Source organism: Chryseobacterium shigense (assembly GCF_014207845.1).
GTDB lineage: Bacteria > Bacteroidota > Bacteroidia > Flavobacteriales > Weeksellaceae > Chryseobacterium > Chryseobacterium shigense_A.
On record NZ_JACHLC010000001.1, the window covers coordinates 1979956 to 2006845 of the forward strand.

The following is a 26890-nucleotide window of genomic DNA, read 5'->3' on the forward strand; positions in this document are numbered from 1 at the left end:
ATATTAACCTTATTCACTTCGTTGTACAGGTTCTAAATTCTCGTATTCTTCAGGTGTGAAAAGCCTGTAATGTACTTTAAATGTTTTTCCAAGAGGTGTTTCCAGAGAAAATCCGCCCGGTCCGAAACCATCCGTAACATCTAACGTAAAATGTGAATATTTCCAGTATTCGAAAAGATCCCGGTCTATCCAGAACTCGTGATCGTGGATGGTGCCGATCATTGCATCATTCATTCTGGGGAAAAATCCCCCTTTCTCGAAGCACTGCGGCTGAGTTCCTTCACAGCACCCTCCTGCCTGGTAAAACATCAGGTCACCATATTTTTTTTCCAGTTCAAAAATAACGTCAAGTGCAGCTTCTGTAGCAGATAGTCTTGATATTTTTGTTTCCATTTTCTTCTCTTTTGTTTAAACTTAGAAGGACCTTATTTGTTTCATTTAAGATACGAAGATTTAATAAAAGCCCGGCAAAATAAATCCTGCCGGGCCCATCAATCTATCATAATTTAATTTGAGCCTGCAATTTCCTGAACAGCCCGACCGTTTTGCCCCGGCAGCGCCGGGGCAAACGGGCACGCCCTAATATTTAAAAATTAAAAGAAACCTAATTTGTTCTTGTTATAGGAAATCAGCATATTTTTAGTCTGACGGTAATGATCCAGCATCATCTTATGGTTCTCTCTACCGATTCCTGACTGCTTATATCCTCCAAAAGGCGCTCCTGCCGGATAGGAATGATATTGGTTCACCCAAACTCTTCCAGCCTGGATCTGGCGTGGAATATTGTACAGCTGATGAGCATCTCTGGTCCAGACTCCTGCTCCAAGTCCGTAGATCGTATCGTTGGCAATTTTCACAGCTTCTTCTTCGTCTTTGAATGTAGTAAACGCCAGTACAGGCCCGAAAATCTCTTCCTGGAAGATTCTCATTCTGTTATTACCTTTGAAAATAGTAGGCTGAATATAGAATCCGTCCTGTAAATCGTCTCCTACATTGTTTACATCTCCACCCAACAGAACTTCCGCTCCTTCTTCTTTTCCAAGCTGGATGTAGGACAGAATTTTATCTTTCTGGATCTGGGAAGCCTGAGCACCCATCATCACAGTTTTATCAAGCGGATTTCCCACTTTGATGGCTTTCACTCTTTCTATTACTTTTGCAATGAATGCGTCTGCAATATCTTCCTGAACCAGCAATCTTGAAGGACATGTACATATTTCGCCCTGATTCAGTGCAAAAAGAACAGCTCCTTCAATTGCTTTATCCAGAAATTCATCATCTGCATCCATTACCGAGCTGAAGAAAACGTTTGGAGATTTCCCTCCCAGCTCAAGTGTTACAGGGATAATATTCTCTGTTGCATACTGCATTACCAGACGCCCTGTTGCCGTAGAGCCTGTGAATGCTGCTTTAGATACTTTCGGATTGGTTACCAGAGCTCTTCCCAATTCCGCCCCGAAGCCATTAACAATATTGATAACACCGGCAGGTAAAAGATCACCGATAATTTCCATTAAAACCATGATGGAAACGGGAGTACTTTCAGCAGGCTTCAATACAACGCAGTTTCCTGCAGCCAATGCCGGAGCTAATTTCCATACCGCCATTAATATCGGGAAATTCCACGGGATGATCTGGGCAATTACTCCCAGCGGTTCATGAACGATCAGGGAAACTGTATCTTTATCCAGTTCATTATGTGAGCCCTCTTCTGCACGTACCACAGACGCAAAATATCTGAAATGGTCTATGGCGAGAGGTAAATCCGCAGCCAATGTTTCTCTTACTGCCTTTCCGTTGTCTATGGTTTCAACAATGGCAATGTATTCAAGGTTCTGCTCGATTCTGTCTGCTATTTTATTCAGTATAATGCTTCTTTCTGTGGATGAAGTATTTTTCCATGTTTGGAATGCTTTTTCAGCGGCATTTACAGCCAGTTCCAAGTCTTCTTTGGAAGAATGGGCTACCTGGGTGAAGTTTTTACCATTCACCGGTGAAACTACATTGAAGTACTGCCCGTTTACAGGAGGAGTAAATTTACCGTCAATATAGTTATCATATTTGTTTTTGAATTCAGGCCACTGGAAAGCGGTCTCTGATTTCGGTTCTGTCATAGTGCTCATATTAGTATCATTTTTATTTTAGTAATGCCAAATTACATTTCCCGGTGAAAAATAGATAGCACAATCGTATAAAAACACTTCAAAATAGTGCAGATATTTAATTTTATAATTTTATTAACAGCAGTGAAGGTCTAAAATTTATATATTTGAGTGATTGGGTTTTACAAAATGTTTAGAAATGAATAACAATAATAAATTTTTATTAAATACTCCTGAATTAAAGAAGGAAAGCCAGTTATTGAACCTTGTTGAAAACCAGACAAAATTCAATCTAAACAACTGTGAATTTAGTATTTACGAGACTCACAAAGCTGCTTTTGGGGTTAAGCTTCACTTTGAGAATATTGCTTTTACGGCTATGCTGAGAGGCAAAAAACATATGAAGCTGGATAATAAAACAAATTATTTTGATTATTTCCCGGGAGAAAGTGTTCTTGTAGCCCCGGGAGAAACCATGATCATTGATTTCCCGGAAGCGGATGAATCTCCTACCCAATGCATTTCTTTAAGCCTTAATCCTGAATTTATAGAGGATTCTCTTAATTATTTAAATTACAGCCTTCCTAAAGTGGATGAAACTTCACAGTGGAATATCCAGCTGGATGAGTTTTTTCTTTTTAACAATAAATCTTTAGCGTCTGCTACCAATAATATCATGAGAATTGCAATGGATGATAATTCGCAGAAAGATATTATGGCAGATTTCGCATTGAAAGAACTTCTGATCAGGCTTATGCAGACCCAGGCCAGAAGCATGGTAGAAAAAAATATTGCCAAAAATAAATCAAGGATAGGTTTTGCAGTGGATTATATCAGGAAAAACCTTCATCAGAAACTCTCCATAGACAGTATTGCAAAGCTTGCCTACGTGAGCAAATCCAATTTCTTTAAAATGTTCAAGGATGAATTGGGAACTTCTCCCAATGATTTTATTCTTCAGGAAAGAATTAATAGGGCAAAAGAACTGCTTGCGGGACAGAACAGTATTAAGGAAACTGCCTACCAGACAGGATTTTCAGACACGAATTATTTTACACGGGTATTTAAACAGCTGGTTGGCGTTACTCCGAAAAGTTACCAGAATGGAATGATCTTCCTTGATTAGATATTTCTACCATGAAATTCCTGCTCTCTTTTGCTTTTGTATGGTTTACTTCAACACTCTACCATGCCCAATCTAGCGAAAAATATCAGATTTCTCCTGCACTGGAGCAAATTCCTTTATGGCCTCACAACATGCCGGATACTTCGGGTTCAAGGGAGTCTGAAACAATCAGTGATAAAGGATCTGTTACCAATGTTTCAAACCCGAGGCTTATTGTTCATCAACCGAAAAATCCCAATGGTATAGCCATTTTAGTGATCAGCGGAGGCGGATATGCCCACATTGAACTGGGAAAAGAAAGTACTCCTGCAGCCAATTGGCTTCAATCGGAAGGAATAACCGCTTTTGAACTGATCTACCGGTTACCACAGGAAAACTGGAAAACCACAAACGTTCCTTTTGAAGATGCCCAGCGTGCTATACGAATGATCCGCAGCCTTGCCCAAAATTATAATATTGATCCCAATAAAGTAGGGATCCTGGGATTTTCAGCGGGCGGACATCTTGCGGGTTACACTTCAGCCAGGCCAGATCAAAAGCTTTATGCACCTATTGACCATATAGATACCCTATCAGCCAGACCTGATTTTACAGGGTTAATTTATCCTGTGATCTCAATGCTTCCGCCTAATAATAAAACCCATTCTTACAAAAGTATTCTTGGAAAAACTTCTTCAAAAGAACAGGAAATTGCTTATTCAGTGGAAAAACAGGTGAATGAAAATATGCCTATAACTTTCATTACCCAGGCCGCAGATGATCCAATTTCTCCCGTTGACAACAGCTTTTTGATGTATTCAGCTTTAAACAAAGCTCATGTACCGGCGGAAATGCATATTTTCCAGACTGGCGGACATGGCTGGGGATTGGGTAAAAAAGGAAGCCCTGTCAGCAGCTGGCCGGATCTTTTTAAAAAATGGGCACAGCAAAACGGATTCTGGAAGTAAAAAAGCACTCCGGTAGTGGAATGCTTTGCTGTATTGATTATGACTAATAAATTTAGTCTTTGTAATGATAATATCGTGCTCCCTGCAAAACAGGATTTTCAGATTCTACTGATTGTAGCCCGAAACTTTTGTAGTTTTCGTTAACAGATTTTTCAAGCTGTTTTCTGTGCAGTTTTTCGTAAGTTTCAAAATCAATGGCTGTTCTGTTTTTTAAATTTTCGAACAAATTCCATTTGGCAGCAACAGTTTTCCAGTTTTCAGATATTTTTCCGGCAAAAACTTTGGATTTTGAACCGCTCCCATATCCTAAAAACCCGATTTCAGTACCTGCCAGTTCTTCTCCTTCATCAAATGAAACCTGTATTGCGGAAAGCAGCGCCATAAAAATGGAAGCTGTATACATATTGCCTATTTCCGAAGATGCGCGCTGTGATCTTTCAATCTTTTCATTGATAAAGTTCAGGTAATTTTCAGATTTCGCCACTGCTTTCTGTTCATCCGGTGTTGTGTAAGAAAGTCCATTTTCAATGCTGTAGATTTCCGTGAATACTCTTTTACCGTGAAATGCATACGGCAAATGGAAGATAAGATATCTCCAGGCTTCGTAAGGTTTATCTTTACCTGTAATCTCTTTATAATGCTGATAAGCTTCCCTGATCCTGTCCTGATAACATTGGTTGGAATACTGTCCGTCAAAAACAGGCTCATCCGTAAAAATTTCGATTTTATCCGGGAAAGTTTCAGGTGCTGAAGTTAAGTCTTTTTTACTGTAGTTCCTTCTGGGTTTAAAGAAATCGAAAACACTTTCGGTAGCAACTCCCCAGTTATTTTCAATTTCCAGAAGATCCGGTTTTGAGGAAACCAGTAAAGCAACTGCACCACCTCCCTGTGTATATTCTCCGGAAGAAGCCAGTTCGTATTTGGCATAATCGCTGGCAATAACCACGGCTTTTTTGTCCGGATTCACCCTTACAAAATCAAGGGAGTTATGAAGGGCATCTACAGCCCCGATGCAGGCAAAAGTCATATCTACCACATCACAATTCCTGAAGCATCTTTCGCCAAATTCTTTTTCCAGCACTTTTTCCACCATCTGCACAGCATAGGAAGCTGTAGGTTTGGCCGCATCCAGAGCGCTTTCCGTGCCTAAATAAATCCTGGCTATATCTTTGGGATTGAGATCATAATCTCTGATCAGTTTCAATAAAGCTTCTGCCGCGAATGTAGCCGCATCTTCATGAACATCGGGAAACCCCATTTTGTGCAATCCTAATCCTTTTTCCAGTTTTGCGGGTTCAATTCCTCTTTTCTCCGCCAGGTCTTTGATCTCTAAATACAAAGACGGTACATGATAGCCCGCAGCCTCAATTCCAAAAGTCATTCTATTCTAAATTTTTATACGAATTTATAAAATGATGTTTGAATAAGCCTTCAATTTTCACCTATAATTTTCTCTTTTAATATAAAAATCATAAAAAAACCGCTGTTGGGTACAGCGGTTTTATATTTTCAGCAATTTTACTGATCTGTTTATTTAAAATCGGCAATGGCTTTATTTATTGCATCGATTTGTCTGTTGAGGCTTGCAGCACTCTGAGGGTTTTGTCTCAACAGTTCCATTTTTTTACTTAAACCGTCTTTCAGCATCTGGGAAATCATCATTTTTACCTGCGGATTATCTCCCATTTGGCTTTTTGCATGGCTGATGATTTTCGTAATGTTTTCAGTAGCCTTTACATTATCCGAGCTCATGATCCAGTTATATCCTTCTTCTGCAGATTTTCCCAATTCCGGATTCTGGAATTTAATAAACGGATAAAATGCCACTAATGGAGTAATATTGGCCATTTGTGAGGTCACTTTATTTTTTACAATAACCGGAAGCAGCTGGCTCATCAGTTCATCTGAAGCTCCTTCAAGATCAATTTTATCTGCTAATGTATTGGCTTTTGAAGGGTCCAGGGCCAAAACAGCATTTAATGAACTTCCCTTTACAGCATTGGAAACAGCATTTACACCCTTTTCAAAAAGCGGAAGGTATTTTTTATCCTTAGTTTTAGCCAATGCAGCAATAGCGGCAGCCTGAACCAATGTTTTCGGGTCGTTGGAGGCTAATTTCTCAACATCCGTTCCTAAAGCTTTCATCTGCTCAGGGTTTGAAAGATCCATCAGCTTAAGGGCTTTCATTCTTGTTCTGAAATACGGATCTTTTATGGCAGCTGCCAGTAATTTTGTAGCTGCCGGATTTTTTCCTACCTGGTCTTTTATATCGGATAAGGCAAGGTATCTGCTCTTAAATTCCTTGGAATTGATAAACTGCATCAGGTTCTGCTCCGGAGTTTTGGTATCTGTGATATCTGCCAGTAAAATTCCGTCTGCATTGATATTGACTAAATCTGCATTTTTAGAAACATCAAAATTAAATGTATTTTTTGCTGTTGCATTTACCCAGACATTGTATCTTTTCGGCTTCCCGTTGTCATAAACATCAATTGCCAGAGGAAACTGGAAAGGCTGATCCTGTGTTTGCTCGATAACAACAGCGATCTGTTTTTTAACGGGTTCGAAGGTATAAGAATATTTAATTTTCGGGTTTCCGTTTCCAAAATACCATTGATTGAAAAACCAGTTCAGGTCTTTTCCGGAAACTTTTTCTAAGGACAGTCTTAACTGATGTGCTTCTCCGTTCTGGTACTCATATGTTTTCAGATAATCATTCAAACCTGCAAAGAAGGCATCATCACCCAGATAGTTTCTTAGCATGTGAAGAATTCCGCCTCCTTTCTGATAGGTAACCAAATCGAAAACATCTTCACGGGAATCATAATTGAATCTCACCAGGTTTTTCTCAAAATTCCCCGGTGTTGTAAGATACATATTTACGTCTTTCATCTGATGATAATCTGCCTGGTCTTTTCCGTATTTATATTCGTTCCAGAGATATTCTGAATAATTCGCAAAAGATTCATTTACAGTAAGATTACTCCAGCTTTCTGCTGTTACCAGATCTCCAAACCACTGGTGGAATAATTCATGGGCTATAGTATCTTCCCAGGTGTTTTCATCAATAAGCTGCCCCGGTTTCTGTAAAATATCACTTCCGTGAAGTGTTGCAGTAGTATTTTCCATTGCTCCACTCACGTAATCTCTTCCGGAAATCTGTGCATATTTGGCCCACGGATAATCGTAACCTAATTTTTTAGAGAAAAACTCGATCATTTCAGGGGTATTTCCATAGATCTGTTTTGCGTAAGGCTCGTATTCTTTTTCTATATAATAATCAACCGCAATATTTCTCCATTTGTCTTTCACGATGGCATATTCACCTACTCCCATGAAGAAAAGGTAGGTTGAATGTCTCTTATCCATCACCCAGTGATCTGTTCTCAAGCCGTTTGCTTCTTTTTGAGAATCTTTCAACAGTCCATTGGAAAGGGTAACGTATTTATCAGGAACGGTCATGTAGATTTCCTGGGTTGTTTTTTGGTTGGATTTATCAATTGTCGGGAACCAGGCGGAAGAGGATTCCGTTTCGCCCTGCGTCCAGATCTGAGTCGGCATATCGGGATCTTTTCCCTGAGCATTAATGAAATACAGGCCTTTTGCATCATTAATTGCGGCACTTCCCTCCTGTTTTACTTCATTCGGACGTGCTGTATATTTGATATAAACTGTGTAATCCTGGTTTTTCTGATATGTTTTATCTAAAGTAATTTTTAAAACGTCATCTTTATAGTCGTATTTTAAAGGGGATTTTTTACCATTGGCTTCCAATGCCACTTCATGAATCAGCATTCCTTTTGCATCAAGTGTTAATTCGTTGGCAGGATAGAAAAAAGGAGCGGCAGTAAGCCATTCTTCTCCATTCATTTGTTCCTTCTGGTAATCGAAATTTACTTTCAGCTTGGTATGTTTTAGTTCCGTTACTTTGGTGTGAGTGGCTCTGTATACTTTTTCTCTGCCTGAAGTTTCGGTTTGTGCTGATACGTTTGCGGAAAAGAAAATTCCGAGTATAGCAATGGACAAAATTGCCTTTTTCATTTGTTACTTTATTATTTTTTAGGATTATTTTTTGTTAGGATGTCAAAAATATCGTTAACCAAAGTTTCGTAGTCTCCTTTTTTGAGCTGTTCTTTGGTTTTGGCAAAAGCTTTTTTCAGCTCGCTTTCGGGGTTTTCATCATCAATAATTTCTACAGAAACTACGCCTTTCATCTGAAGAATTGCATTCTTCAAAGTTTCGGAATCGGTTGTTTCTTCGGTATTGATTTTTAAATATTTCATATTATTCTTTTGTAAAGGTATTTTTTTTTCCTCCCTGAATGATGACGAACTGTTTTTTCGCAGGATAAAAATCGATGACAACTCCTGCCTTTTCAAATTTAAAACTTGTGTCCGAGGTTGCTTCCAAAGGAAATTCGTCCTGACCTGTTGCCTGAGCCATCAGCTTCTTTTCTTTAATAAAGATATTAATTTTTAAAGGGATATTGGGAGTTGAATACGTCCCTGTAAATTTCTGCAGCTCTGCTTCCGGAAGCTCAAGGGTTTTAAAGCCTGGCATTTGAAAGTCTTTGCCCATTACTGTTTCCACCATCTTAATTGAAATTTCGTTCGTATCCATATCCGATTGATTGGTTGAAAAACCCACTGCAATTTTCAGATCGGGAAAATAGAATAAAGCTGAACTGAATTTATCAATTCCACCGGTATGACCAAATCCTGTATATTGTTCGAAAGGAACTTTCACGAGTCCGTAACCATAATCATCAATAAAATTTTTCATTTTATCCAGGCTTTCTTTTTTGATGAGTTTTCCATTTTCAAGTCCGAGGATAAATTTCAGAAGTTCGGTTGGCGTTGAAATAATGTTGCCTGCCCCGATTGGAATGCTCATATCTGTTTCCGGTGAAACGTGATAATTTCCGTTTATATACTGATAAGATCTTGCCTGGTTTTTCGCAGGGTCAATTTTCCCTCCCGCTTCTGTCAGCTTTAATTGTAAGGGTTTTGCAATTTTATCTTTAATCAGCTCAGCATATGTTTTTTTGTACACTTTCTCAAGAATAAGGCCCAGCAAAATGTAATTTGAATTGCTGTATTCGTACTTTGAGGCGGGTTCAAAATCACTTTTATATTTCTTGATGATATTGATCAGATCACTTTCTGTCTGGAATTTTGTATTGTACTGCCAATACTCCGGTTCATTGGTAAGACTGTGAATTCCGGTTCTGTGCTGAAGTAAATTTTCAATAGTAATTTTATCGGCATTCGGAATTTCAGGATAGAAATCTGATAGTTTTCTGTTAAGGGAAAGTTTTTTTTCTTCAGCTGCCTTCATTACCAAAACTGCTGTGAAGGTTTTACTGATGGAGCCAACCCGGTATTGTGTGTTCATGTTGGCTTTCTGCTTACTTTCTGCATCAGAAAATCCTGTCACTTTTAGGAAAGCCGGCTTATCATTGTCTGCAAACGCAAAACTTCCCATCACTTTATGATGCACAAATAAGGAATCCAGGTAGTTCCCCAATTTTTCCCTTACGTTATTCTGAGAAAAAACAGTACCTGAAATACTGATTACCGAAAGAAGAATTAACTTTTTTAGCATCCTTTTGAGATTTAACCGATAAGTAATAAAAAAGAAAGTTTTGTTACATATCAATACCTATTCTTAGCAGGACATTCAATATGTTTAAATGGCTACAGGAGCTTTAATTCCCGGATGCGGATCATAATTTTCGAGTGTAAAGTCTTCAAAACTGAAACTGAAAATATCTTTGATTTGCGGATTCAGTTTCATAACCGGAAGTGGTCTTGGCTCTCTTGAAAGCTGTTTATTCACCTGTTCAAAATGGTTGTTGTAAATATGAACATCCCCGAAACTATGGATATAATCCCCTACTTCAAGGTCACAAACCTGGGCCACCATCATCAGCAATAAGGCATAGCTTGCGATATTGAAAGGCACTCCCAGAAATACATCGGCACTTCTCTGGTATAATTGTAATGACAGTTTTCCATCTGCCACATAGAATTGAAACAGAGCATGGCATGGTGCCAGCGCCATATTGGAAATTTCTGCTGCATTCCAGGCGGAGACGATCAGCCTTCTTGAATCCGGATTTTTTTTGATCTGGTCTATTACTTCAGTAATTTGGTCCACTACTTTTCCGCCGGCTCCCTGCCAGCTTCTCCACTGTGCACCGTAAACAGGTCCCAGGTCTCCGTTTTCATCAGCCCATTCGTCCCAGATGCTTACTCCGTTATCATTAAGATATTTGACATTGGTATCACCATTTAAAAACCAGAGCAGTTCATAGATAATGGATTTCAGGTGTACTTTTTTGGTTGTCACCATCGGAAAGCCTTTTGACAGGTCATATCTTAACTGGTACCCGAAAACACTTCTTGTTCCGGTCCCGGTTCTGTCCGTCTTATCTGTTCCATTGTCTAAAATATGCTGTAAAAGGTCTAGGTAGTTCTGCATTTCCGAAGCGGTTTTTATGGTTCAAATTTAGAAAAAACTAACCGATTTATACTTATCACAGGTCATAAAAAAGCATTCATTTTCATGAATGCTTTCTATATCAAGTTGTTTGATTTTCAATTAAAAGAATGGGAATTTTATTTTCAGAATTAAATAAAATAATTTTACCAAATCTTCTGAATGGTCTGCGTTATTTTATTAATGGTAAAAATCTCGCCTTCTTTTTTTCCTGACATTGCCTTAATAAGTGGTGATTCTGCAGAAACCGTCATGATTTTCTGATTTTCTGAAATAATTCCGCCCACAGATACGGTAACATAAAAGAGGCCTTTATCTGTTTTTACCAAAGCTCCGTTCTGGACTTTATCTGAAGGCTCTGCTGATATTTTTTGGATAACTGACAGCTGATTTAAAGATTCATTAAGCTGTCGCTGAAGGTTATTGATTTCCTGCTGAAGCATTTCGCGGCCTGTTTCATATTTATCACCCATAGAACTTTTAGTATCATTATTGGAAGCTCTGGTTTCTGCGATCAGGTTTTCAAAAGACCGGATCTTGTCATTGATCTTTGCTTTTATGATGTTTAATAGTTCCTGTTTGTTCATATTATGAAATTCTGGTGAAATAGTTCTTATAAGTTTTGGCTAAAGCCAAATGCAAATGTATATAAAAAAGCGGGCTAAAGCCCGCTCCTATTGAATATTTTTCATAGATCATATATCGTTCATAACAATAAAAGATAATATGATTCTTCTTATTTTAACCTTCCAGTCTTTAACTTATTTTTCAAAAACTGCATAGTCTGAAACTTTGAAGGAGAAGTCTTTTTCACTGTCAAAATCTCTTTTTGTCTTGTCAAAAACATTCCTGAAAGTTCCTGAAAGGTTCTGATCTTCAATTTTGAAGTTTACAGGTTCTTTTGACATATTCAAAACTACCAGAACTTCATCTTTTCCGTTCTTTCTTACATAGGCCAGGATTTTATCGTTGGCTGTGGTATTCAGAAGGTAGGTGGATACATTGCTGTCGCCGCCTTTTAGTGCAGGATTGGTAGATTTTAATTCCAGCAGGGTTTTATAAAAATCGGCCATCTGGTAAGTGTTGGTCCACTTGATAACGTCTTTTTCAAAAAACTCCAGCCTTTTCGTGTTGGGAAGTTCCTGTCCCGAGTATAACAGAGGAACGCCATTCCATGTTGCGGAGAATACGGCCATAGGTTTGGTAATGACTCCGTATTTTTCATATTCTGTCCCGTTCCATGAGTTTTCATCATGATTGGCTGTAAACCAGGCTCTCATTGAAGAATCTCCAATATTTGAATATTGCTTCAGAAGATCTCTAAGTTCCTGTAAAGGTTCATTTTTCTTGTAATAATCTGCAGATTTGTGCATCCACTTCCATGAATAACTTGCATCAAATACTTTTCCGTATTCCGGGCTTTCGATTTCATCAAATTCTCCTAACCAGAAAAGGGGTTTTATTTTTTCAACTTCGGGGCGTGCCTGCTGCCAGAAATCTACTTCTACCCAAGAGGCAAGATCACATCTGAAACCGTCAATGCCTGTTTCTTTTACCCAAAATTTCATGGCATCAATCATGGCAAGTCTCATTTCCTTATTTTTGTAATCAAGTTCAATGATATCATCCATTCCTGAGGCGATGTGGAATTTTCCGTCGGGATCTTTCAGATAGAATTCAGGGTGTGTTTTTGTCCAGATATGGTCCCAGCCGGTGTGGTTCGCAACCCAGTCTATGATCACTTTGAATCCTAAACGGTGGGCTTCGTTCACCATATGCTTGAAATCATTCATTGTGCCGAATTCAGGGTTGATGGATGTGTAATCCGAAGCGGCATAAGGACTTCCGAGGCTTCCTTTTTTATTTTGCTGGGCAATGGGTGTAATTGGCATGAACCAAAGGGTTTTAACTCCCATTTTTTTCAGGCGGGGCATTTCTTTTTCAAATGCTTTAAATGTTCCTTCCTGTGTGTATTGTCTTATATTTACTTCATATATGTTGGTCGAGTGCTTCCATTCCTTCGGCAGATCCATAGTGTTTATTGTGTTTTGAGTGGTACAGGAAACAATTCCAAGACCGATTATTGCTAATAGAATTAATTTCTTCATTCATCTATTTTTAACAAAAGTAAGGAATGTTTTTTTGTGAAAGGTAAAAAGTGAATGATGAATAGTCAATTTTACTTTGCAAAGTAATTTTTAATACTGAAAACAGGGTATAATTAAAATCTATAAACAATCTTAATATTTCACCATTCCCTTTCAAAGCAGAACTAATCATTGACACAAAAAAACCCCGGAAAATCCGGGGCTGTATATTATTCAGATGTTATTATCTTTCATCATCATTGTCGTCGTCATCTTCGAAAACATCATCGTTGTAGTTTTCTTCTTCCTCATCATCGAAGTTGTCATCATCTTCATCTTCAAAATTATTGTTTCCTCCAAAATCATCATCAAAGCTGAAATCATCATCCATAAGCGGCATTGCCGATCTTTTCTTGGATCCTCCAGCATTTCCGCTTCTGCTTGGTGCTTTTAACGGAACGTTTCCGAATCTGTATACGGTAATAGGATAATTAACCCCTTTTGTTTCTTCGATGATTTCCACAAGTTCACAGTATAGCTCCCAAAGATCAAGAAGCCCGTACTGAAACTGTGCTTTGTCGCCTATTTTCCCAAAAGCTTCATCAATATACACATCCGACATAATTTCGCCATCACCATCATCACTCATATCTTCCAGTGGAACACTTTTAATTATTGTTCCGTCATCTTCCAACATATTAAAAGCGGAAAGTTCATCTCCCTGCAGACTGAACGCACTTTTAATTCCCAAATGTAAGTTCCATAGTGACTGTTTTCCTTTTACTTCAATATCTCGGAAAATATCCTCTTTCGCATCTAATATTACGCGGATCTTGTAAACCATATCAGTTTCTTAAATTACTTTTTTTGCCTTAATTATTATGATAAATCTCTGTTGCAAATATATAATAAATGAGATGTGACAAAAAAATATTTCAGGATTTTTTAAAATATTTTTTTTTCTTACATTTTGCCGGAATTATTTACTTTTTTCAAGCATAAAACTGAATTTAGTTCCTTCCAGATAGACACTTTCTACTGTAATATTTTCATTATGGGCTTCAAGGATATGCTTCACAATGGCCAATCCTAAACCGGAACCTCCTTCCCTTCTGCTTCTGCTGGTTTCCACACGGTAAAATCTTTCGAAGATTCTTGGCAGGGCTTCAGCTTTTATTCCCATTCCGTTATCTATAACCTCAATCAGAACTTTGTTTTTGAGAACACTGGTTTTTACGGCTACTTTTGCTTCCTGCCTGTTGGCATAATGAATGGCATTGGAGATTAAATTAATGAAAACCTGTGAAATTTTCTGTTTGTCGGCATCTACAAATATCTGCGGGTTAAGGGTCTGGATCTGCAAAGTAGCATTATGTTTCTCTGCCTCAAATTCAAGAAGTTCAAAAATTTCCTTGATTAAAAGATTGACATCAAATTTTGAAACTGCGATACTTATCTCCCCTGCTTCAAGCCTGTTGATCATATCAAGATCTGTAACGATTGCGATGAGTCTTTCTACAGATTTATCAATTCTTTCAAGGTATTTGTCGCGAATGGTAAGATTGTCTACTCCTCCGTCTCTGAGGGTTTCCACATATCCCTGAATGGAAAACAGTGGTGTTTTAAGCTCATGGGAAACATTTCCGATGTATTCTTTACGGTAACTTTCCATTTCTTTCATCATATCGATCTCTGTGACCTGCTGCTGGTTAAGATCTGAGAATCTTTCGCCAAGTTCCTTAATGGTAATATTTTCGTTATTGTCGTGAACAATTTCCTGGGGAAGCATCTGCGAAAGCCCGCGAACCTGCTTTTTTCCGTAATAGTTGAAAAGAAGCTCAAGAACCACATAATTGATCATAAAAATGAGGACCAGGCAGGTGAAAAGACCGATTTTGAAAAAAGGGGTCTGGTAATAGATATCCTTCAGTGAATCAAAAATGATTACTAAAAGAAACATCACCAGTGTCAGAAGACACGAGGCGACGAGTGTAAGTCTGTAAAATTTCAATTTTACAAGTTTTTATAGGTTTATGTAAAGATAGGAATTTAAGTTATTAAACGATAAGCTTATAACCGATTCCTTTCAGTGTCTGGATGGTATTGATTCCCAGTTTTTCTCTCAGTCTTCTGATATGTACATCGATGGTTCTTTCTCCTACAATCACATCGTTACCCCATACTTTTTCCAGAATTTCTTCTCTTTTGAATACTTTTTCCGTGTTTGAAGCCAGAAGATAAAGCAAATCGAATTCTTTTTTAGGAAGAAGGAACTGCTGTCCGCTTTTGGAAACCCTGAAATTGTCTTTGTCGATTACCAGATCTCCGATCTCAATAAGTTTAGCATTATCTGAAACCTGAGAAGTAAGCTGCAGCAAGGCGTTTACTTTAGAGATAAGAATTTTCGGTTTGATCAGCTTTACAATATAGTCGTTGGCTCCGGCCTGAAATCCTGCCAACTGGGAGAATTCTTCGCTTCTTGCGGAAAGAAATACAATAAGTGTTTTCTGCAGTTCTTTTACTTTACGAAGTTCCTGACAGGTTTCTATACCATCTTTCTCCGGCATCATAACATCTAACAGGATAAGATCCGGGATGATCTCTTTGGCTTTGTCTATACCTTCGTTACCGTTTGTGGCTGTATAGATATCGTAGCCTTCTTTTTCCAGGTTGTAAGACAGAATCTCTAAAATATCCAGTTCATCGTCTATTAAGAGTATTTTCTTTTGGTTCATTTTAAATTTTTACTGAGTCAAAGTTAATAAATTTTAAAGCACAGATGAACAAATGTATTATCGTTCACATAAAGTTAACAATAATATTCTTTTCTTAATGTTTAGTTAAAAAAAAATTAAAATTCACTAAACCACTTACCCCACTAATCTTTTATTCCTTTGCACCGAAAGAATCTAGTAAATAAAGTAAGTAAGATAATGAAAATTAATAAACTTAGCATTGCAGTCGTATTTTTATCCGGATCAATGTTTTACGCTCAGGAAACGAAGCAGGACACGATCATCAAGGAGAAAAAAATTGATGGTGTAGTTATCCAGGGAAGCAGCAACAAGAAAACTGAAACTGCAGTATTGGGAGAACAGAAAAAAGCGGTTATTCAAAAGCAGGCTGTAAGTGCTGAAGAGATTTCCAGAAAAGGGATTTCCAACGTGGAGCAGGGACTTACGAAAGTAACAGGAATTACGACGGTAGAAGGCAGAGGACTTTTCGTAAGGGGACTTGAGGAACGATACAATTATTTATTGATTAACGGTCTTGGTTCGCCATCCAATAACCCATTCCAAAAGATCATTGCCCTGAAGCAGTTCCCTACGGATGTAGTTGGAAAATTAAATATCTACAAGACGTTCAATTCCAATCTTTACGGGGATTTTGCAGGAGCTACGTTTGATATTGAAACGCTTACGATTGACAAAGCTTTTTCAAAAATAGAATTCAGTATAGGAGTAAATACCTTAAGTACATTCAGAAATAATTTTAAAGTAGCTGAGGGTGCAGACGGAATGAACGGATATCTGGGACTTAACTCCAGAGACAGAAGACTTCCTGATGAAATCAGAAATGCAAGACCGGATAACTATAAATTTACTCCGGACCAGTCTTTAAATTCATTCAAGGATTCATGGAATGTGGATAATGTAAAATCAATGCCTAATACAAGCATCGGGTTTACAACTGCACAGAAAGTGAAAATGGGTGAAACCGGGAATTTGGGTATTCTATTCTCTTTGAACCAGGGAAGCAAATTTGAATATAAGGATGGTGACAATAACCAGTTCAAAGGACAGGGAAAAGGCTCATTCATCGAAAACATGAATTTTCTTAACCGTAAACAATACAATTACGAGATAGAATCTTCAGTTTTATTAGGTTTAGGATATAAGAACAAAGGAACAAATGTTAACCTAAATGCTATTTATTTACAGAATGTCAATAATATCATAGAAGATAATTATGGTTACAAAGACGGACAGGTTCTTAACAAGACTACTTTCTTCAGAACCAATCAATTAGATGTTTCAAGATTTTTAGATTTACAGTTAACTGCATCTCAGAAAATAAATGAAAGGCATCAGCTAAAAGCCGGAGCCAGCTATGTAATCAATAATTATCAGCAGCCGGACAGAAAAATCATAGAGGGTAACCGTATTGATCCTACTACAGGAACTTTTCTTTCAGGCAGTAATATTGCAATGCGTTATGGTGGAAACAACATTATCCGCCAGTACCTGGATGTAGATTCCAGATTCTATGGTTCAGCGTTCGCAGAATATCAATTGGCTTTAGGAGAAAAAGGGGACAGAAAAGATTTCCCAATTCAGATTGCATTGGGGTATAACGGGTTTTCAGATTTCAGAAAAACTTCTTACCGATTTATTTTCGGACGTACTGCTACTTCTTCAAACTCTTTTGTTATTAATGTTGATACTCCTCAGGATACCTTTAATGCATCTCTAAGAAATGGAGATTTATATTACCAGGAAGGATCTGATATTTCACAGTTTTATTCAAGCTTCTACCAGATCATCAACGGAGGATATGCCAACGTGAATTTAAAGCCTAATGATTCCTGGGATATCTTATTGGGAGCAAGGTATGAAAATGACATGACTCTGATCCGTTATTCAGAACAAAGTGCAGAAACTAAAATAGATTTAGATAAGAACAAGAACTTCTTCCTGCCGTCATTATCGGTAAAAAAGGCTCTTAACAATAAAAACAATTTAAGATTCTCTTTCAGCAAGACCGTTACACGTCCTATCCTTATCGAGACTATGCCTATTACATACATCAATCCGGATAACGTAAATATTGTCGGTAATCCTGAAATTAAGAACAGTGAAAACTACAATTTCGATCTGAAATGGGAATATTTCCCAACCAATAAGGAGATGTTTGCTGTAAACCTGTTTGCAAAAAGAATCGACAACGCTATTGAACGTTCATTAGTAGCTTCAGGAAATGCAACAGGTTCCACCATTACTTTCTTCAATGCCAAAAAAGCAGATTTATTCGGGATAGAACTGGAAGGAATTTTAAGTCTGGGCAGAATATCAGAGTCTTTAAGAAGCTTTACTCTGGGAGCTAATGCCACTATCATGCATTCCAACGTAGAAAGAAGCCAGGACCAGTTAAATATGGAAAGACCTGACTGGTTCGATCAGACAGGAGAAACATTACGCAAAAGAGGTTTACAGGGAGCGGCTCCTTACACCATCAATGCCGATTTAAAGTATGAACTGAAAAATCGCAACAATTTAGCCCATACATTCTCACTTGTTTACAATGTGTCAGGAAGCAAAATTTATGCAACGGGAGGAGCAGGCACTGACAATTATTATGAAAAACCATTCAACCAGATAGATTTTGTATACCAGGGGCAATTAACGAAAAACTGGAATGTAAAATTTGCAGTACAGAATATTTTAGACAGCAAGTACAAAATTCTAATAGGTGACAAAAATTATCTGCCTACCAATTTCGAGCAAGGTAATAATACACTTACAAATTACTACAGAGGTACTACATTCAACCTTACTGTAGGATATACATTCTAAAACAATTTAATAAAAAATAAAAATAAAGTATAAAATGAAAAGAAGAGTTTTATCATTACTATCGTTAACAACAGTGTTAACATTGGCCTTAAATTCATGTACTATCGATGTAAATGATGGCCTGGGAGAAGGTACGGTTACTACTCCTACCACTCCGGGAACCACTGAAAGTGTACTAAGCGGAAGCGGAACATTATCAGGAACTATTTCAAAAGATCTCCTTATCAAAAAAGGAAACTATACATTAGACGGAATTGTAAAAATTACAAATAATGCCACCATCACTATTGAAGCGGGTGCTACTTTCAATGTAGTAACTTCCAAAACAAGTGGTCTGGTAATTCTTCAGGACGGAAAAATCAATGCCGTAGGTACAGCTTCTGAGCCTATTGTATTCACTACTTCCACTAAAACTCCTGGTGACTGGGGCGGTATCACAATTTATGGAAATGCTCCGATCAAAGCAATCAACGGAAATGTACAGGCTCTTTCTGAGGATGGAAACAACGTTTATTACGGAGGAAGTGATGCCAATTCAAACTCAGGAACCATGAAGTTCGTAAGAGTGGAATACGCAGGTAAAAAGATCGGTGACGGTACTTCTGAAACCAACTCTATGACATTTTATGCCGTAGGAGCAGGAACAACTTTGGAGAATCTTGTAACGTATAAAGGAACAGATGACGGTTATGAATTCTTCGGAGGTACAGTAAGTGCGAAAAATATCGTTTCTTACGGGAACTATGATGATTCTTTCGACTGGCAGGATGCATGGAGCGGACAGAACAATACAAACTGGTATGCTTTCCAGACAGGTACAGGTAACTTCGGAATGGAAATCGAGTCTTCGGGTAATGCTGATAATACGGCACCGAAAATATCAAACATCACATTAATCAGAGACGCAAACACGCTTCCTGAAACTGCCAATTCTCCAGAAATTACTGCAATCCAGTTCAAAAAGCAGGGAACAGGGATTTTCTCAAACGTTTACATCAGCGGTTATAAAAATATCGGTACTCAGAAAGCTTATTCTGTACTAATCCAGGATGCAGCTACGGAAACAAGCCAGGTAAATACAGGAAAAGTAGTGGTTGCTCCTCTTACTTACTTAAACTCTGACAATCCAGGTGTTTGGGGATATGCATTTACTCCGAACGGTGGAAAAACATTCACCAATACTGCTACCGTTACCAAAGTAGCTTTAACTCCAGGAGCTTGGGCTACAGTAGATGGGGTAAACCTTTTAGCAGGACTGCAATAAGTAACTAGTTTCTTCATATCAAATTTTAAGGGCCATCAGGAATTTTTCTGGTGGCTTTTTGATTGCTCAGGTTATTTCATTCCAAATAAGTTTGCTTAAAAAATGAAAGGTTTTCAAAGAACTTAAGTGTAAAAAAACTTTTGGCTCTTGTGGTTAAAATAAAAAAGACCGGATTATAAATCCAGTCCTATATATTTTATCTGTTTAATCTTTTAAAAATAATCAAAATTTCTTACAGCTTCAAGTGTCATATCAATTTCCCTATCTCTGATTGCATCACTGATGAAATAGGTTTCATAGCCGCTTGGCGGAAGATATATTCCATTCTGAAGCATCTGGTGGAAAAAGTTATTGAATAAAGAATGATTGGACTCCGCTGCCTCATCAAAATTGGAAACCCTGTTGGTATGGAAAAACACAGACATCATGGATCCTTTTCTGTTGATTTTATGAGCAATTCCTTTTTCATTCAGGATTTTCCCAATTCCAAAATCCAGTGTTTCCGTTGTTTTATTAATTCTGTTAAAGAACTCTGGATCATTTTTAATAAGCTGTAATGTTTTCAATCCTGCTCTCATAGCCAGTGGATTTCCGCTTAATGTTCCTGCCTGGTAAACCCCACCTTTTGGAGCTAAATGATCCATAATTTCATTTCTGCCGGCGAAAGCACCCACCGGAAGACCTCCGCCGATCACTTTTCCGTAAGTCACTAGGTCAGCTTTTACATTGTACAATTCCTGAGCACCTCCGAAAGCCAGTCTGAAACCGGTCATTACCTCATCAAAAATCAATAAAGCTCCGTTTTCATCACAGATTTTTCTCAGGTTTTGAAGGAAATTATTTTCAGGAAGCACACAGCCCATATTTCCGGCAACCGGCTCAATAATAACCGCTGCAATTTCTCCCTGGTTGTGACGGAACAGATCTTCTACCTGCTCAAAATCATTATAACGGGCCAGAAGGGTATCTTTAGCCGTTCCTTCTGTTACTCCCGGAGAATTCGGGTTTCCAAAGGTGGCGGCACCGCTTCCCGCTTTGATCAGAAATGAATCTGAATGACCGTGATAACAGCCTTCAAATTTAACGATCTTATCTCTTTTTGTAAATCCTCTCGCCAGTCTTACAGCGCTCATACAGGCTTCCGTACCTGAAGAAACCATTCTGATCTGGTCTATATTGGGAACGTTTTCTACGATGAATTTTGCAATTTCTGTTTCCAGTTCTGTTGGAGCTCCGAAAGAAAAGCCTTTTTCAGCCTGCAGCTTCAGTTCTTCCAAAACTTCAGGATGGGTATGTCCCAAAATAGCAGGGCCCCATGAGTTGATATAATCGATGTAAGTATTATCGTCCGCATCGGTAAGATAAGCCCCTTTAGCAGATTTCATAAAAACAGGAACTCCTCCCACGGATTTGAATGCACGGACCGGCGAATTTACTCCTCCCGGAATGTATTTGTAGGCTTCATCAAATAAAGCCGAACTTCTTTGGTATTTCATATTTCAGTTAAGAGTTGAAGGTTCGTAGCTGACAGACAGTTATCTGAAAGCAGGAAACCTGCAGCAAAAATTAATTTCTGGGTTTTTTATCAATTAAATAAATCAGCTGGCCGGCAGAAGGTTTCTGTCCTTCATCCATCCTGTTTTTTGCGTATAATTTATTTAGCTTGATTCCGAATTTCTGGGCAATATCGTGCATATCTTCACCGGATTCGGCTTTATAGGTAGCGGTAGTTCCTTCAGAATTTTTGGATTCCAGAAAAACAATATCGTTTTTCTTTAAAACATCACTGTTAAGTTCATTCCACTTAGCCAACCTGCTTTCGCTTATTCTGAATTTATCTGCAATGAATTTAACGGTAGTATCTTCAGGAATAACGATATATTTTAAGCCTTCGTTCGGGTGGCTTTTGATAAGAATGGAGTTCAGGATTTCAGCCTTTGTTTTGATTCTTTCAACTCTTTTCTGCTGCTGGGCATAAGAGGTCTGTTTATAAGGAACTTCTACAGTTACAGGATCTTTGGCCTTTTTAACCATCATTTTGGAGGGCTCCAATTGTGCCATGAAAGTTCCGTCGTCTTTCAGATCCGGATACATTTTAAGAACGGCATACAGTACTTCTTTGGAATTGGTATTGTCATACTCATAAAGTTTGTATCTTTCAATTTTCCCGATCAGTATCGATGCATATCGGGGATTGGTTGCATATCCTGCTTTTTTAAGTCCGTAGGCCCACGCTCTGTAATCTTTCATGTCAAGATTAAAAAGATTTGCGTAGTATTTTCTTGTGGATAAAAAGATGGAATGGTCTTCGTAAGACTGTCTGGGATCGTCATACACACGGAAACATTCATTGGGAGCATCATCCGTATGCTTCATGGTTTTTCCGGTCCAGTCTTCCTTACATTTTATTCCGAAGTGATTTCTGCCTTCCTGAGCCAGCCTGCTCTGCCCGCCACCTGTTTCCAGGAGTCCCTGGGCTAATGTAATAGAAGCCGGAATTTTGTATTTTTCCATTTCTTCTACCGCATATTTAGCGAATTTTTGAATGTACTGGTCTTCAGTAGCCCAAGCCTGGGCTGAGAATTTTGATAAAACTAAAAGGCTTACGATTGAGAAAAGTCTTTTCATGTTTTTCAATTTTACTTATATAATTAAATTTCTATTCTGTTTTTCCAAAAGCAGATTAGCTCCTTCAATTCCCTGCAGTCCGCCGGTATGAAAGCACAAAACCTTACTGTTCTCAGGGAAATATCCTTCATCTATCAGTTCAAAAACTTTCTGCATCATTTTTCCTGTATACACCGGTTCCAAAGGAATCCCGTATTTCTCTTTAAAATCATTGATAAAACGGATGTTTTCATCTTTTATTTTACCATAACCTCCAAAACATGAATCTATTAGATTAAAATTCTGCCTTGAAGTTAATTCTAAGATTTTATTCTCCAGTGAATCATCGTCAACTACCTTAAATCCTATAACTTCCTGATGCTCTTCACAAAATTTTGCAATTCCGGCAACCGTTCCTCCGGTTCCTACTGCGGTGCAAAGATAATCAAAATCTTTTGTTTGGTCATTGAGCATCATTTTAACACCTTCCACGGCATCTTCATTGGTCCCTCCTTCCGGAACAATTAATGCATCCGGGAACTCTTTATGAAGAAATTCTGTTAATTTTTCTTTATGCCTATATTCTTCACGGGTTACAAATTTCAGGTTCATCCCGTTTCTTTTTGCTAAAAGAAGTGTTGGATTATCCCGCCATTTGTTCTCCAGTTCTTCTCCTCTGATGATTCCCAATGTAGAAATGCCGGACAGGTTTCCCACAGCAGAAACGGCAGCAATATGATTGGAAAATGCTCCTCCGAAAGTAATAATATAAGGATTTTCAGGGGCTTTCTCCAGGTAACTGTTAATATTGTAAAACAGCTTCCAGTATTTATTTCCTGAGATTTGGGGATGGATAAGGTCTTCTCTTTTAATAAAGAGTTTTATATTTTTATGAATGGGTATTTCCTGAATGGGAACAGGTTCTGCCGGAGCTTGTAATAGCATTTCTATGGTTTAACTATTATCTGCAAAATTAGTAAAAGATTTGTTTTTATGAATTGTATTGATTAATGATAAATCAACTGACAGGAGAAATTTAGATTTGACCACAGATTGCACGGATTTACACAGATGTTTGAGTGATAATTGTACGTGATTTCCGGAGAATATTCTAGATTGTTTGTTAAAATATCTGAAATGTGTGTAACAGTTTTGGCTAAAGCCTGGGAATTTTATTTTTTATAAGTGGGCTAAAGCCCACTCCTATTGAATATTAGTAAGAATCTTTTAATCTTTTAATCTTTTAATCTTTTAATCTTTTAATCTTTTAATCTTTTAATCTTTTAATCTTTTAATCTTTTAATCTTTTAATCTTTTAATCTCTACAAATATTTCCTGAAATTCCAGAATTTTCTTCTCTTCAGATAATTCAGATTGTTTTCATTTGCGTAAGCTTCCCGTTCAAATGAGATCTTTTTATAGGCCAGAAAACCGTCTTTAAGTTTAAAAAACCAGTAATAATATTCAATGACATAAAAGATGTAAAAGAAAATAACAAGCATTTCCAGCTGCTGTCTTAGATGGATTTTTTCGTGGTTGATAAGTACTTTATTTTCCTTATCTTCGGGTTTCCTAATGAAGATAAAGGGAAAGAGAGCAATGCCGTTAATTTTTAATTTTTTTAATGGCTTTTGGCATATAATTATCATACTAACAAATATAAAGTTTTTTGACTTAGAGATTTAACTTATGGCCCAATATGACATCAAAGAAGGTGAAGACTTCTACTATAATGAACAGGGGTACAAGGTTTTTACGGAAAAATTCCATCTGAAAAGGGGATATTGCTGTAAAAGCGGATGCAGACACTGTCCTTACGGGTACGATAAAAAGACGGATACATTTATTAAAAACGATAAAAAAAATAAATAAAATGAAAAAATATATTTTTATTTTGTTAGCATCGGCTGCATTAGGCCTTACATCGTGCAGTCCGTTTCAGGTACGTTCAGATTATGCTGAAACAGCCAATTTTATGACTTATAAAACTTATAAAATCAGAATTGACGATCTGAAACTGAATGACATTGATAAAGACAGGGTTTTAAACGAATTATCGAGACAGCTTCAGAGCAAAGGGCTTCAGTCTGGTGAAAATCCAGATCTGATCGTTAATGTAAAAGCCAATCATAAAAAGGTTACGGATATTACCAACAATTCTCCTTACGGAATGTGGGGTTGGGGCGGACCTTTCGGCTGGGGCGTAGGAATGAGCAGAACATGGACCAGCAATTATAATGAAGGAGCCCTGATTGTAGACCTCATCGATTCTAAAACAAATAAACTGGTTTGGCAGGGTATCGGAAGCGGAATTTCCGTAGATTCCCCGAAAGCTAAACAGAGACAGATCCCTGAGATTATGGCCGAAATCATGAAAAACTACCCTCCTCAGAGAAAATAAGATTATTTAAATCAATTATCATATACAACCGCCGGTACATTTTTCCTGTACCGGCGGTTATTATTTTAATAGAACCAATCTTCTATTTTATATTATTTAAAAGATAACCTACTCCGTCATTTCTGTTGGTGACAAATTCTTTTCCTTTTTTATTGATCCTGTATACCAAAACTCCCTGATTATATGTGTCCCATATTTTAAATGTATACACTCTTTGTTTTGTATATATACTGATAAAATATTCTTGCTTTTTTACAGGATGGTTAACCCAGGTAAATTCATCGGACTTTAGTTCTTCAAAAAGTTTATCATGATCTTTAATAGTAACGGATTCATTATTAATAACAATTCCCCTTACATTGGAAAAGGGTTCCCGATTATAGGCATTATATTCTTTAACATCAAACCCTGCCTTGATAAGATATCCGGTAAGCAGCAGAAAATATACAATAAACAGGAAGTAAAAATTGATTTTCTTCTGTTTTGCAAGAGCAGAAAGTAATATTGTTAAAAATAAAAAAACAAAAACAATCCCAATATAAATACTTCCCATAATTTGATTCTCTTCATACAATTTATGCTTTAAAGATAGGCCTTTCAGAAACAATGAGTATGAATAGTTGTTCTTTGAAACCTTCCAATTGAAAAGATCTGTTCAAAACTACATGCTGTACATTTTAAAATTAACAGTAATGTAATTTTTTATTCACGAAAATATAGTATTCTTACAAAAATTTTATTAGTATGAAAAAAATTCTCTTATGTACTGTAATAGCAGGGCTTGCCAATGCCCAGGCTCCTGCAGGATATTACAATTCAGCAAACGGATTGAGCGGTGCCGCCCTGAAAACAGCATTGAGTTCTATTATTTCAAACGGACATCAGGACAAAGGATATAACGGACTCTGGACAGGTTATAAAACAACCGATATTGATAAGAACTATGAAAATGACGGTTCGATCATGGATATTTATTCAGAAAAGCCATCAGGAACAGATCCTTACAAATATACACCGGGAACCAACCAGTGTGGCACCTATTCTACGGAAGGTAACTGCTACAACAGGGAGCATATTGTTCCTCAAAGCTTATTCAGTGAAGCTGCACCAATGGTTTCGGATATTCATTTTATCAGGGCTACTGACGGAAAGGTGAACGGTATGAGAAGTAATTATCCTTTCGGAAAGGTAGGTTCTGCAACATTTACTTCTCAAAACGGCTCAAAACTGGGCAGTTCTTCGTCTTCAGGATATGCAGGAACTGTTTTTGAACCCATTGATGAATTCAAAGGTGACGTGGCAAGGATGATTTTTTATTTTGTAACCCGTTATCAAAGCAAGCTTTCTTCTTTTTCTTCCGGTAATATGTTAGGAAGCTCAACATTTCCCGGATTACAGACCTGGGAACTGAATGTTCTTCTGGCATGGCACAATCAGGATCCTGTTTCATCAGCGGAGATCAGCAGAAATAATGCTTCGTATACCTATCAGGGGAACAGAAATCCGTTTATAGACAATCCTAACTATGTCAACCAGATCTGGGGCACTTCCACCCCGGGAACCACTGATCCGGAGACACCTGCTCCGGGTACAAGCTGTGTAAATGAAACTTTCGCAACAATTCCTGCCTCCAGTGCTTCTTATACTACAAGAACCTGGACGGGAAGCGGTATTTCATGGACAGCTACGGATGCTAGGACTGACCAGACAATTAACAGTCAGGCTATTACAGTAAGAAATGGTTCTTTAACTTCAGGAAGTTCAGCCAATGGTATCGGATCATTAACAGTAACTACCCAGCTTAAATTCTCGGGAAGCGACGGAACTTTTGATGTGAAAGTAAACGGTACAACAGTAGGAACAATACCTTACAGTGCCACTGCTGCAACTACAACAATCAACAATATCAATATTTCCGGAAATGTAACGGTAAGCCTGGTCAACACTTCATCAAGCAACAGAGTGGCTATTGATGACCTTAAATGGACCTGTTATTCGGGAACTGCCAAACAGGCTCAAAAAACATTGTTGGTTGAGGAGAATGTGGCTCAGGAACTTCAGGTTTATCCTAACCCGATCTCCGGACAGGAAATCTTTGTGAAAGGTAATACGCAGAATATCAAAACGGCAGAGATCCTTAATCTTCAGGGAAAAACACTTCAGACGATTAACAGTCCTTTTAAAAATGGAAACTCTGTTAAGATTAAAAATCTTGAGCAGGGAGTTTATATTTTAAAGCTTGATCAGTCTGTTCTGAAATTTATTGTGAAGTAATTCATTTT

Annotated in this window: 24 protein-coding genes; 7 read left to right on the forward strand and 17 right to left on the reverse strand. The window is 37.8% G+C overall.

The window, feature by feature from the left end; genetic code table 11:
• Positions 1-9: 9 nt before the first annotated feature.
• Together HNP36_RS09145 and HNP36_RS09150 are read right to left on the reverse strand one after the other, a co-directional pair.
• The gene (locus tag HNP36_RS09145) at positions 10-393 is read right to left on the reverse strand and encodes a DUF779 domain-containing protein (protein WP_184158240.1); all 384 of its coding nucleotides are present in this window, start codon (positions 391-393) and stop codon (positions 10-12) included.
• Between the two features lie 200 nt (positions 394-593).
• Positions 594-2123: an aldehyde dehydrogenase family protein gene (locus HNP36_RS09150; protein ID WP_184158238.1), complete on the reverse strand. Its 1530-nt coding sequence runs from the start codon at positions 2121-2123 to the stop codon at positions 594-596.
• A gap of 178 nt (positions 2124-2301) precedes the next feature.
• On the opposite strand from HNP36_RS09150, the gene HNP36_RS09155 reads away from it, so the two are divergent.
• Both HNP36_RS09155 and HNP36_RS09160 read left to right on the forward strand, forming a co-directional pair.
• The gene (locus tag HNP36_RS09155) at positions 2302-3228 is read left to right on the forward strand and encodes a helix-turn-helix domain-containing protein (protein WP_184158236.1); all 927 of its coding nucleotides are present in this window, start codon (positions 2302-2304) and stop codon (positions 3226-3228) included.
• A gap of 11 nt (positions 3229-3239) precedes the next feature.
• Positions 3240-4175 (forward strand): alpha/beta hydrolase, encoded by a 936-nt coding sequence (locus HNP36_RS09160; RefSeq protein ID WP_184158234.1) that lies wholly within the window; start codon positions 3240-3242, stop codon positions 4173-4175.
• A 52-nt stretch (positions 4176-4227) separates the two neighbouring features.
• Here the strand turns inward: HNP36_RS09160 and HNP36_RS09165 are convergent, their stop codons facing one another.
• The 10 genes from HNP36_RS09165 to HNP36_RS09210 all read right to left on the reverse strand — a co-directional run bounded on the left by HNP36_RS09165 (position 4228) and on the right by HNP36_RS09210 (position 15498).
• Positions 4228-5556, reverse strand: a complete 1329-nt coding sequence (locus HNP36_RS09165; protein WP_184158232.1) for a hydroxymethylglutaryl-CoA synthase family protein — start codon at positions 5554-5556, stop codon at positions 4228-4230.
• A 149-nt stretch (positions 5557-5705) separates the two neighbouring features.
• Positions 5706-8216, reverse strand: coding sequence for a M1 family metallopeptidase (locus HNP36_RS09170; RefSeq protein WP_184158230.1), 2511 nt, complete (start codon positions 8214-8216; stop codon positions 5706-5708).
• 11 nt (positions 8217-8227) lie between these two features.
• The gene (locus HNP36_RS09175) at positions 8228-8458 is read right to left on the reverse strand and encodes a hypothetical protein (protein ID WP_184158228.1); all 231 of its coding nucleotides are present in this window, start codon (positions 8456-8458) and stop codon (positions 8228-8230) included.
• 1 nt (position 8459) lies between these two features.
• Positions 8460-9779 carry a serine hydrolase domain-containing protein gene (locus HNP36_RS09180; protein ID WP_184158226.1) on the reverse strand — a complete coding sequence of 440 codons (1320 nt, stop codon included), beginning with the start codon at positions 9777-9779 and terminating at the stop codon, positions 8460-8462.
• A gap of 84 nt (positions 9780-9863) precedes the next feature.
• On the reverse strand, positions 9864-10658 hold the full coding sequence (locus HNP36_RS09185) for a thymidylate synthase (RefSeq protein ID WP_184158224.1): 795 nt from the start codon (positions 10656-10658) through the stop codon (positions 9864-9866).
• Positions 10659-10822: 164 nt separating this feature from the next.
• Positions 10823-11263: a hypothetical protein gene (locus HNP36_RS09190; protein WP_184158222.1), complete on the reverse strand. Its 441-nt coding sequence runs from the start codon at positions 11261-11263 to the stop codon at positions 10823-10825.
• Positions 11264-11437: 174 nt separating this feature from the next.
• Entirely contained in the window at positions 11438-12784 is a 1347-nt protein-coding gene (locus HNP36_RS09195; protein ID WP_184158220.1) for an alpha-amylase family glycosyl hydrolase, read from the reverse strand.
• A gap of 223 nt (positions 12785-13007) precedes the next feature.
• On the reverse strand, positions 13008-13607 hold the full coding sequence (locus tag HNP36_RS09200) for an IS1096 element passenger TnpR family protein (RefSeq protein ID WP_184158218.1): 600 nt from the start codon (positions 13605-13607) through the stop codon (positions 13008-13010).
• A gap of 135 nt (positions 13608-13742) precedes the next feature.
• Positions 13743-14774, reverse strand: coding sequence for a sensor histidine kinase (locus HNP36_RS09205; protein WP_184158216.1), 1032 nt, complete (start codon positions 14772-14774; stop codon positions 13743-13745).
• Positions 14775-14820: 46 nt separating this feature from the next.
• Positions 14821-15498, reverse strand: a complete 678-nt coding sequence (locus HNP36_RS09210; protein WP_027379708.1) for a response regulator transcription factor — start codon at positions 15496-15498, stop codon at positions 14821-14823.
• A 198-nt stretch (positions 15499-15696) separates the two neighbouring features.
• On the opposite strand from HNP36_RS09210, the gene HNP36_RS09215 reads away from it, so the two are divergent.
• Both HNP36_RS09215 and HNP36_RS09220 read left to right on the forward strand, forming a co-directional pair.
• Entirely contained in the window at positions 15697-18336 is a 2640-nt protein-coding gene (locus HNP36_RS09215; RefSeq protein ID WP_184158214.1) for a TonB-dependent receptor plug domain-containing protein, read from the forward strand.
• 34 nt (positions 18337-18370) lie between these two features.
• On the forward strand, positions 18371-19600 hold the full coding sequence (locus tag HNP36_RS09220) for a hypothetical protein (RefSeq protein ID WP_184158211.1): 1230 nt from the start codon (positions 18371-18373) through the stop codon (positions 19598-19600).
• 212 nt (positions 19601-19812) lie between these two features.
• Here the strand turns inward: HNP36_RS09220 and hemL are convergent, their stop codons facing one another.
• The 4 genes from hemL to HNP36_RS09240 form a co-directional block, all read right to left on the reverse strand.
• A complete protein-coding gene (gene hemL, locus HNP36_RS09225; RefSeq protein WP_184158209.1) occupies positions 19813-21096 on the reverse strand; it encodes a glutamate-1-semialdehyde 2,1-aminomutase in 1284 nt (427 codons plus the stop codon).
• 70 nt (positions 21097-21166) lie between these two features.
• A complete protein-coding gene (locus HNP36_RS09230; RefSeq protein WP_184158207.1) occupies positions 21167-22228 on the reverse strand; it encodes a glucosaminidase domain-containing protein in 1062 nt (353 codons plus the stop codon).
• 15 nt (positions 22229-22243) lie between these two features.
• Complete coding sequence (locus tag HNP36_RS09235; RefSeq protein WP_184158205.1) at positions 22244-23152, reverse strand: 1-aminocyclopropane-1-carboxylate deaminase/D-cysteine desulfhydrase; 909 nt, start codon at positions 23150-23152, stop codon at positions 22244-22246.
• A 377-nt stretch (positions 23153-23529) separates the two neighbouring features.
• Positions 23530-23856 (reverse strand): hypothetical protein, encoded by a 327-nt coding sequence (locus HNP36_RS09240; RefSeq protein ID WP_184158203.1) that lies wholly within the window; start codon positions 23854-23856, stop codon positions 23530-23532.
• A gap of 40 nt (positions 23857-23896) precedes the next feature.
• Between HNP36_RS09240 and HNP36_RS09245 the strand changes: the two genes are divergently transcribed.
• Positions 23897-24079: a DUF5522 domain-containing protein gene (locus HNP36_RS09245; protein ID WP_048502239.1), complete on the forward strand. Its 183-nt coding sequence runs from the start codon at positions 23897-23899 to the stop codon at positions 24077-24079.
• A gap of 1 nt (position 24080) precedes the next feature.
• Positions 24081-24608: a DUF4136 domain-containing protein gene (locus tag HNP36_RS09250; protein WP_184158201.1), complete on the forward strand. Its 528-nt coding sequence runs from the start codon at positions 24081-24083 to the stop codon at positions 24606-24608.
• A gap of 82 nt (positions 24609-24690) precedes the next feature.
• Here the strand turns inward: HNP36_RS09250 and HNP36_RS09255 are convergent, their stop codons facing one another.
• Positions 24691-25161: a hypothetical protein gene (locus HNP36_RS09255; protein WP_184158199.1), complete on the reverse strand. Its 471-nt coding sequence runs from the start codon at positions 25159-25161 to the stop codon at positions 24691-24693.
• Positions 25162-25352: 191 nt separating this feature from the next.
• Between HNP36_RS09255 and HNP36_RS09260 the strand changes: the two genes are divergently transcribed.
• Positions 25353-26882 (forward strand): endonuclease, encoded by a 1530-nt coding sequence (locus HNP36_RS09260; RefSeq protein WP_184158197.1) that lies wholly within the window; start codon positions 25353-25355, stop codon positions 26880-26882.
• The last annotated feature ends 8 nt before the right edge of the window (positions 26883-26890 follow it).

Bases quoted from the DNA above. Each gene is read 5' to 3' on its own strand.
- HNP36_RS09145 (WP_184158240.1), bottom strand. From the start codon at position 393: ATGGAAACAAAAATATCAAGACTATCTGCTACAGAAGCTGCACTTGAC.
- HNP36_RS09150 (WP_184158238.1), bottom strand. From the start codon at position 2,123: ATGAGCACTATGACAGAACCGAAATCAGAGACCGCTTTCCAGTGGCCT.
- HNP36_RS09155 (WP_184158236.1), top strand. From the start codon at position 2,302: ATGAATAACAATAATAAATTTTTATTAAATACTCCTGAATTAAAGAAG.
- HNP36_RS09160 (WP_184158234.1), top strand. From the start codon at position 3,240: ATGAAATTCCTGCTCTCTTTTGCTTTTGTATGGTTTACTTCAACACTC.
- HNP36_RS09165 (WP_184158232.1), bottom strand. From the start codon at position 5,556: ATGACTTTTGGAATTGAGGCTGCGGGCTATCATGTACCGTCTTTGTAT.
- HNP36_RS09170 (WP_184158230.1), bottom strand. From the start codon at position 8,216: ATGAAAAAGGCAATTTTGTCCATTGCTATACTCGGAATTTTCTTTTCC.
- HNP36_RS09175 (WP_184158228.1), bottom strand. From the start codon at position 8,458: ATGAAATATTTAAAAATCAATACCGAAGAAACAACCGATTCCGAAACT.
- HNP36_RS09180 (WP_184158226.1), bottom strand. From the start codon at position 9,779: ATGCTAAAAAAGTTAATTCTTCTTTCGGTAATCAGTATTTCAGGTACT.
- HNP36_RS09185 (WP_184158224.1), bottom strand. From the start codon at position 10,658: ATGCAGAACTACCTAGACCTTTTACAGCATATTTTAGACAATGGAACA.
- HNP36_RS09190 (WP_184158222.1), bottom strand. From the start codon at position 11,263: ATGAACAAACAGGAACTATTAAACATCATAAAAGCAAAGATCAATGAC.
- HNP36_RS09195 (WP_184158220.1), bottom strand. From the start codon at position 12,784: ATGAAGAAATTAATTCTATTAGCAATAATCGGTCTTGGAATTGTTTCC.
- HNP36_RS09200 (WP_184158218.1), bottom strand. From the start codon at position 13,607: ATGGTTTACAAGATCCGCGTAATATTAGATGCGAAAGAGGATATTTTC.
- HNP36_RS09210 (WP_027379708.1), bottom strand. From the start codon at position 15,498: ATGAACCAAAAGAAAATACTCTTAATAGACGATGAACTGGATATTTTA.
- HNP36_RS09215 (WP_184158214.1), top strand. From the start codon at position 15,697: ATGAAAATTAATAAACTTAGCATTGCAGTCGTATTTTTATCCGGATCA.
- HNP36_RS09220 (WP_184158211.1), top strand. From the start codon at position 18,371: ATGAAAAGAAGAGTTTTATCATTACTATCGTTAACAACAGTGTTAACA.
- hemL (WP_184158209.1), bottom strand. From the start codon at position 21,096: ATGAAATACCAAAGAAGTTCGGCTTTATTTGATGAAGCCTACAAATAC.
- HNP36_RS09230 (WP_184158207.1), bottom strand. From the start codon at position 22,228: ATGAAAAGACTTTTCTCAATCGTAAGCCTTTTAGTTTTATCAAAATTC.
- HNP36_RS09235 (WP_184158205.1), bottom strand. From the start codon at position 23,152: ATGCTATTACAAGCTCCGGCAGAACCTGTTCCCATTCAGGAAATACCC.
- HNP36_RS09240 (WP_184158203.1), bottom strand. From the start codon at position 23,856: ATGATAATTATATGCCAAAAGCCATTAAAAAAATTAAAAATTAACGGC.
- HNP36_RS09245 (WP_048502239.1), top strand. From the start codon at position 23,897: ATGGCCCAATATGACATCAAAGAAGGTGAAGACTTCTACTATAATGAA.
- HNP36_RS09250 (WP_184158201.1), top strand. From the start codon at position 24,081: ATGAAAAAATATATTTTTATTTTGTTAGCATCGGCTGCATTAGGCCTT.
- HNP36_RS09255 (WP_184158199.1), bottom strand. From the start codon at position 25,161: ATGGGAAGTATTTATATTGGGATTGTTTTTGTTTTTTTATTTTTAACA.
- HNP36_RS09260 (WP_184158197.1), top strand. From the start codon at position 25,353: ATGAAAAAAATTCTCTTATGTACTGTAATAGCAGGGCTTGCCAATGCC.